The organism is Sphingopyxis sp., from assembly GCF_035565275.1.
Classification (GTDB): Bacteria; Pseudomonadota; Alphaproteobacteria; order Sphingomonadales; family Sphingomonadaceae; genus Sphingopyxis.
In genome coordinates, this window is the sequence record NZ_DATMST010000187.1 from 35,589 (window position 1) to 43,071 (window position 7,483).

At 63.4% G+C, this 7,483-nt stretch carries 6 protein-coding genes; 4 read left to right on the top strand and 2 right to left on the bottom strand.

The window, feature by feature from the left end:
• Positions 1–589 precede the first annotated feature (589 nt).
• From VN047_RS13315 to VN047_RS13330, 4 genes are all read left to right on the top strand, one after another.
• Positions 590–1,513 (top strand): ATP-grasp fold amidoligase family protein, encoded by a 924-nt coding sequence (locus VN047_RS13315; protein WP_082395591.1) that lies wholly within the window; start codon positions 590–592, stop codon positions 1,511–1,513.
• Between the two features lie 206 nt (positions 1,514–1,719).
• Positions 1,720–2,511, top strand: coding sequence for a BON domain-containing protein (locus VN047_RS22730; RefSeq protein WP_137892605.1), 792 nt, complete (start codon positions 1,720–1,722; stop codon positions 2,509–2,511).
• Positions 2,512–2,725: 214 nt separating this feature from the next.
• The gene (locus tag VN047_RS13325; RefSeq protein ID WP_077029138.1) at positions 2,726–3,334 is read left to right on the top strand and encodes a flavodoxin family protein; all 609 of its coding nucleotides are present in this window, start codon (positions 2,726–2,728) and stop codon (positions 3,332–3,334) included.
• A 373-nt stretch (positions 3,335–3,707) separates the two neighbouring features.
• Entirely contained in the window at positions 3,708–4,046 is a 339-nt protein-coding gene (locus VN047_RS13330) for a hypothetical protein (RefSeq protein WP_056350203.1), read from the top strand.
• A 186-nt stretch (positions 4,047–4,232) separates the two neighbouring features.
• Here the strand turns inward: VN047_RS13330 and VN047_RS13335 are convergent, their stop codons facing one another.
• Together VN047_RS13335 and VN047_RS13340 are read right to left on the bottom strand one after the other, a co-directional pair.
• A complete protein-coding gene (locus VN047_RS13335; RefSeq protein WP_325543433.1) occupies positions 4,233–7,058 on the bottom strand; it encodes a CHAT domain-containing protein in 2,826 nt (941 codons plus the stop codon).
• A gap of 172 nt (positions 7,059–7,230) precedes the next feature.
• Positions 7,231–7,483 (bottom strand): hypothetical protein (locus tag VN047_RS13340; protein WP_325543434.1); only part of this gene is annotated, 253 nt, incomplete at its 5' end.

Genomic DNA, 7,483 nt, shown 5'->3' on the forward strand with positions numbered 1-7,483 from the left:
CCGCCGCCATGTGCATCGCTTCGCGTATCGCCGCGGCTGTTCGATCCCACGTCTCAGTCGAATTGCCGTCGGCGTACGCATCCAATCGTCGTCCGGGCCGCTCCCCTACGTTGTCCGAATATCGGCGCGCATATCCGGCTCAACGACATATCGCTCAGTTTGGCCGTCGGAGTGTGTTACGCGCCTAATGTTTGAGGCAAGCGGATGCTGCAATCGAATCATCGGATACACGGTCAGCATTTTTTCTGTTTCGGCATAGTCACGCCGGGGTCTTTCCCTCCCCCCTTCGCTCGAATAGGCTGACCGGTAGCAATCTTCCTTTGCCCTTTCATGAAGATCCGAGGTTGAGACGTGCGATGCTGCACGCGATCCGCAGCGGTGCGCGCGATGACGCGTTCCTCACCGGTTGGTCGCACCCGAGCGCCTGAGCGCTGCCTGGATGATCGGAGGTTGGTCGATGATATTGCCGGGAGCGTTTTCTGCGCCGGGTCGTTCGTATCCGCATGCAGCTTTGCCGCGAAATAAACCTGGATCGGCCGAGCTTCCGCGATAGCGGCCACACGTCGTTCAGCCGTGAGACCGACATGGCATGAAACTCTCGCGCGCCTCGGAAGACCCGGCGAAAGTGGACAATGTCGGCTCCTCGATAGCCGCGCACCGGATTGCCCTTCTCTACGCCTTGCGTCATCGACGCCTGCCCGACTTGCTCAATCCGACGCGCTTCACCGAGCTCGTCCAGCTCCGCAAATTGAATGATCGGTCACCGTTGCAAACGACGCTGCTGGATAAGCTTGAGGCAAAATGCTTGGCCTCGAAGCAACTCGGCGCAAACTGGATCATACCGACGCTCTGGCAGGGCCAGATGCTGCCGCGCTTCATTCCGTTCGCCCTCCCATCTATCGTCAAAGCGCGTCATGGGTGTAACCAGTATCAAATCCTGGAGACGTTTCCGGATTGCGAACGCTGGAAGCAGGTCCAGCGAGCCGCGCGCCGGTGGCAGCGCCGGGAGTACGGCCGCTGGCTCGACGAATGGGCTTATCGCAATGTGCCGCGTGGCGTTTTCGCCGAGCCGTTGCTCGGCGGCGCACGTCCTCTCCCCATCGACTACAAGATCTACGTCTTCGGCGGTGCCGCGACGCACGTCCAGGTACATTTGGGGCGCGGTGTCCGTCACCGCTGGATATTGCATGACCGCAACTGGCGGCAGCTCGTGCCTGCCGCCGATCGACCTTCCAGACCGTCCTCCCTCGGGGCGATGCTGCAAGCTGCAGAGACGCTTGCCGGGAACCTAGCCTTCGTTCGGGTCGATTTTTACGAAATCGACTGCCAACCGCTTTTCGGCGAGTTTTGCCTTTATCCCGGCTCTGGCCTCGATCCTTTTGCAGCCGACTGGATCGACGTCGAGCTGGGAAGGCTTTGGAAAGATGCGTTGGAGAGATCCGGTTCCCCAGCGGCAAGTTCGACGGCCCCGGCGCACGCGCGGCCCACTGGGTATGATCCTTTCCAGATTTGATTCTCCATGAGAATTCGGCATCGCCGGCGACGCCTGCCGCCCATTGGAGAGATCGGGTCACATTCTTCGATGCGTTGACTTCGCAGCGCGACATATTGCGCCCAGATCGGGAACTTGCCCCCACTCCATGCGTCGGTTCGGCGGGACGGGGGGTTGCCTCCCTTCCCGGCAACCTGCCCGCCACCCTCAACAAATGGAGATGGATCATGGACAGGTTCGACGACCGCACCCCGCTCTGGGATTATAGCGACAACAGCAGCCCCGACACCGGCGCATCGCCGGGTCGCTACAACCGCGGCCGCGCAGAGGATGCGTCGCGCGCTTATGTGGCGATCGAGGAAGACGAGCGCGAGCAGCGCCGCCCGCGCCGCGCCTATCGCGAGCAGGAATATCGCCGCGATAATTGGGAGGATGAGCGCGCGGGCGACTATCGCCGGCCGGTCCGCCGCGCTGAGCGCTCCGATTGGCCCCGTTACGACCGCACGCCCCGCCGCGACGCCTATTACGATGCTGCCGGCGAAGCCCGAGGCGAGGATCGTTCGCGCGGCGGTAACTACTGGCCGAGCGAGTTCGGCTATCTCCCGGTCGAGGGCTATTCGCCTTACGGCCAATATCCGCGGACGCGCAGCCCCGATTATGACCCGGGCGAACGCGGCTTCCTCGACCGCGCCGGCGACGAAGTGCTTTCCTGGTTCGGCGATCGCGACGCGCGCCGTCGCCGGGAACTCGATCACCGCGGCCGCGGTCCCAAAAGCTATATCCGCTCCGACGAGCGCATCCGCGAGGACGTGAACGACCGTCTTACCGAGGATGTCTGGATCGACGCCTCCGAGATCGAGGTCAGCGTCGCAGATGGCGAAGTCACGCTCTCCGGCACGGTCGAGGATCGCCGGTCGAAGCGCCGCGCCGAAGATGTCGCCGACGACGTCACGGGCGTCAAACATGTGCAGAACAATCTGCGCTACAGCTCGGGCGTCGTCAGTCCCAAGCTCGATTGACCCGGCAAGCCGACAGGAAGGGGCCGCTTTGGCGGCCCCTTCTTACTGCCCGCGCTCGGCGGCACCGATATTTTCAACATGAATTCCCTGTCGGAACTCGCCCAAGGCGCGTCGAGAGCGGACGCTCATCGTCATTCCGGGTACGCCGCCAGTATGACATCGGAACCAACCGCGACCGGCGCGCGCTTCACCCCGGCGGGGTAAAGGAGACGATATGCCCCCGATTACCGCTACCGCGATCAATTGCTCGCTGTCGGCCCGTGGCCGCAAGAGCTCGACCGATGCCATGCTCGCGGTGCTTACCGAACATTTCGAGGCGGAAGGCGTCCGTGTCGGCAAGCCCATCCGTATCGCCGCGCACAGCATCAAATGGGGTGTCACCTCGAACGAGGGTGCTGGCGACGAATGGCCGAAAATTCGCGAGGCGATCCTCGCCTCCGATATTCTCATCTTCGGCACACCGATCTGGATGGGTCAAGCATCAAGCGTCGCCAAGCTTGTGATGGAACGAATGGATGCCTTCCTGTCGGAGACCGACGACAAGGGGCGGATGCCAAGCTTTTCGAAAGTGGCTGTTGCCGCGATCGTCGGCAATGAAGACGGCGCGCATAATGCTTCGTCGCAAATCTTTCAGGCGCTGAACGATGTGGGATGGACGATTCCCGCCGTGGCCGCCTGCTACTGGGTCGGTGAGGCGATGGGTTCAGTCGATTTCAAGGATCTTCAGCATCGCCCCAGCAAAGTAACCGAGACCGCCAAAATGGTGGCCGCTAATGCCACGCATCTTGCCCGACTATTGAGGGAATCACCTTATCCTGGCTGAGCAGGTCGATCGCGCGAGCCGTCCGACCTCCTATCCTGCTGCCTTGGCCCGCACATGCTACGAGACAATCAGCAAGCGCTCTTTGGCGCGTTAACCGCTTGTGGCCATTTAAGAACGGTCCGGTTTTGGCGGGAGACCGAGAGAGGCGGACATCCGCGGCGCGCCGGATAGCCACGACCGGAAGCGACCGATTGCGGACACCGGCTTTGTATGTATCCTCCACTATATGTTTGGGGAGCGACCGATGATCGGGAGGCGGAAGGCAATCACAGCGGTGGCGTGCGCCACGTTTATGCCGGGAACGGCAATGTCTTGTCAGATATCATCGCCTCGCCCAGACCCTGTATTTGATAGGCAGGCGCAAGAAAAACGTTTGAGACTCGTCGAAAGGTTTTTTGAGAAGATCGGTCAAGCGGGGTCGTTCGAAGAAATCGAGCGCTCGACCGAGAGCATGCGACGGGCCAGTTTTCGGTGGCCCGCTCCGCAACCGTTCCAACTGCTGGAAGCCACGCCAGTGGGCGATCTGGTGATCGCGCGCGCACGAGGGATTGAAGCCACGCCCGAGAATGAGTGCAATCCGTTCGTCACGGTCCACGCTTATTACTCGTTCCATTTCGACCAAGACCAGATCGCTCTGATGAATATGATTAGTTATGGCGCTCTGTGGCCGGCCCAAGAGATACCGGAGGCTATTTTTCTGGAACGAGACTAACTCGCTCTTGAGCAGCCGACTGTTGCATCCGCTTGCCATCCCATTCAGCCACCTGTTCGCTGCGAGCCAGCGCCGACGCTTGACCTGGCCGGTAGCAGACGGGCGGATTCAAGACCAAATTTGCGCTCAGCGGACGTTTGGAGGGCGACCTGAACTCATAACGCACTGCGAGCACCCGAACTCTCGCTACCGCACGCCCCGGTCGGTGGTTCCGACAAACACGAGCGGCGCCCAAACCGCTGGAGACGAGGTATCGTCTTTTGCGCGAAGCGCCAGTATCGCCTGCCGGAACGCAGCCCCCGGAGCGCCGGGATGCTTTTCGATGCCTGCAAAGAGATGCGTGACGATTTCGGCCCCGGCCTCATCGTCGAGCGGCCAGTGCGACACCAGAAGCGAACCCGCGCCAGCATAAAAGAAAGACTGCGCCAAGCCCGACAGCCCGTCCGCTTCGGCGCTGCCGTTCGAACTTGCCGTGTTGCACGCCGACAGTACGACGATATCCGCTGCGAGCTTCAGTTGCGCGGCTTCCGAGGCGGTGAGAAGACCATCGTCCCTGTCGGACTGCGCCCCCGCTAATGGCGGCGTGAAGACGAGACCCGGCTCGCCATCGAGCCCCGTCTCGCTCGCCAGCAGACCGTGCGTCGAAAAGAGGACATAGCGTGCATTGGCCAGCCCGGGATTCGACTTGACCGATCCCTCGGTCGCCGCTGAGCCCATAAGAGCAATAGTCTGTCCGGGATCGAACATCGATCGCACGCCCTCGATCTCCCGGCGCGTGCCTGGAAGCGAAGGCATCGCCATGATCCGGGCCGGGTCCGCTATGCCACGCTGGAACAACTCCGAATATTCCACGATACCCCGGTCGTCGCCCGGATGCCCCTTAAGCGCGGGATCGCCCGCAGCGAACAGGATCGTCTGCGATGGCGGACGATTGCGTCCGGGTCCAGGGCCGCAACCGGCCGGGCGATCACCCGCAGGCCGAAGCAGACAACGCAAGGAGTAAAGACTTGAAACCGACGGCAGCGTCGAAATCTCGTAACGATCTATCAGAAATTGCGGCTTCTGCATGTCGGCACCCGCGGTGACGAGCAAGGTCAACGGGAGGCTGCTCAGCGGACCCGGCGTCACGGTCATCAGACGCGTCGCGCCACCGAGCGACGCTTCGATGGGCGCTATGAGCTCCTGATACAGATTGTGCGCAAGCTGCTCGTCGAAATTGTCGACGCTCCCGGCCCAGCGCTCGCGAAGGTCGCGCTTGATCTGACCGCGCAGCTGCTCAACGCTCTTCGCCAAGGCATCGCGGGTCAGGGCCGAACGATGCCATGTAAATCCCGAGCGCGTCAGAACAAAGACCGACGTGCCCCGCTCGTCAGAAAGGAAGAAGAGAACGGCCTCGTCCTTGTCGAGCAGCGCTTGGATCCGCTCGGCCGCGATCGGCCGAGGCTTGACAAGCTGATCATAGGCGGGGTCGATCGCTGCAATCTCCTCGGTCGACATTTCGACCATCACGGCATCAACGTCGCGCAAATAGAATTTTCCGAGCAACTCGCGATCGGTATCGGGGCTGCCGGGAACCGATAGCCATTGCGCGATCTCGCGGTTGAGCGACGCAACGCTTACGCGCACCTCCTCGCGGAACCGCTCCTTTTCCGCGACCGGGCCGTTGCTGCGCGATGTGCGTGCCGAGACCTTGGCAAGTGTCGCCGCGGTCTCGCCGATCGACGACCATTGGGCCGCCTCGAACGCTTCTCCGCGCGTGAGCGAGCTCGCCGCTTCGGGAGGAAGGGCGCCGAGCAGTCCCTCAAAGACGGGACGGTAGCGCCGGACGGCGCGAACAAGCCCCTCGGTTGTGTCGGCCGCCTCGACCCGCGCCACCGCGCCTGAGACAGCCTGCCGATATTCGGCCGCGGCATCGCCGCGCTGCGCCGGATCGAGCGCTAGGATGGCGGCGCCGCGCGCCGCATGCGCATCGATGCGCCTATCATCGCTTCTGTCCCAGGTCGTATCGACGACCGGCATTGCCTCGGCGAGAATCGGGGCACCTTCGTTAGCGCGCCCCTCAGCGACGAGCGCAGCGCCGAGCCGGGTCAGAAATTCGAGACGCGACGCGCCTCGCCCGCCGCGCAGCAGGTCCGGCTCGGCATCGAAGCGCGCCACCGCCTTTGCCATGTTCCCGCTCCGCGCGAGAAAAGCGATCTCGTCGCGGGCGAGGCGACCCCGGACTGCCGCCCAGTCATCGGGGTCCCATCCCTCGCCATTGTGCTCGCGTTCCCATTCATACCCGGCCGCCGCCTCGACATAATCCGCAGCGCCACCGGCCGCTTCGCCCGGCACCAACGCCGCAACCGCCAGAAAATCGGGGAGCGCGCGTTTAGCTTCGGGGGAGCCCATCATTGCCAACGTCGAAAGCAGGCTGTCGGCGGCAGCGAGATAACCGCGCGCTTCCTCATTGCGGCCCTGCAGCGCAAGGTTGCGGGTCAGCCGCAGGAGCGACGTGCGGAGCGCCGCATCGGAGGGCCGCTCGGTTCCCTGGAACTCCATCGCCCGCACGATGTTGTATCGCAGCCCGTCCCGCAAATACTGCTCGCCTTCTACCGGCCGGCCGTAGAGCGACAGCATCTCGCCGAGGTTGCCGAACGCCGACGCGAAGATCGGCCCATCGAAGCCCTTTAGCCTGTTCACCTGGGCGTGGAGGAGGCGCGCGGTGCGAAGGGCCATACCTTCGCCCTTTTCGTCGCGATCGAAATCACCATGATCCACCGCCCAGGCGGTCAGCGCATCGCTTTGCAAGGCGAGCAGTCCGACGCAAGGATCGGACCCTTTGCCCGCGACGCAAGCTTCATGCTCGCGGCGTGCCAAAGTCATCGCTTCGTCATAGCGTTTGGCGGCGAGCGCATCGTTCAGCTCGGCACTCGCGGGAACGGGGTCGACGGACAGCTTGGCGGACACCTCGGGCGCGGCCAAGGCAAGCGCCACGAAGAGCAACCATGATTTATACCGGATCAATTGCACGCCCCCTGCCCTAGCGCGACCCCTGACCGACCTACCGCGGCGCGCGAAGGACGCAAGCAAGATCGCTGCGCCTCACCGGCCTCGCGATCGCCGCCTCGGGCGCCAAAGCACTTTTTCGAACACCCGCAGTGCTCGTAAAACCGATATGTGCAAGCCCGGCAGCGGCAAACGGCTACATTCCGGGGACGGCTCCGCCCGACAGCGCTTCTTGCACGCAGGCCTGCTGGAAAGCGCGTGCGGCGCCCGGGTCGGCGCGAGCGAGTGCGGTGACCGCCGACGTGGCCGCGGCGCGGCGTTCCTCGGAGAGATCTTCCGTCCGGATGTCCCACCAGTCGCGCACCTGCCAGCTCGGCCCCGATACCTGTCCCTCGGCGGCGAGCTGCCCGACGAACATTTCCACATGCGCGCGGCAGGCGGCCTCGTGG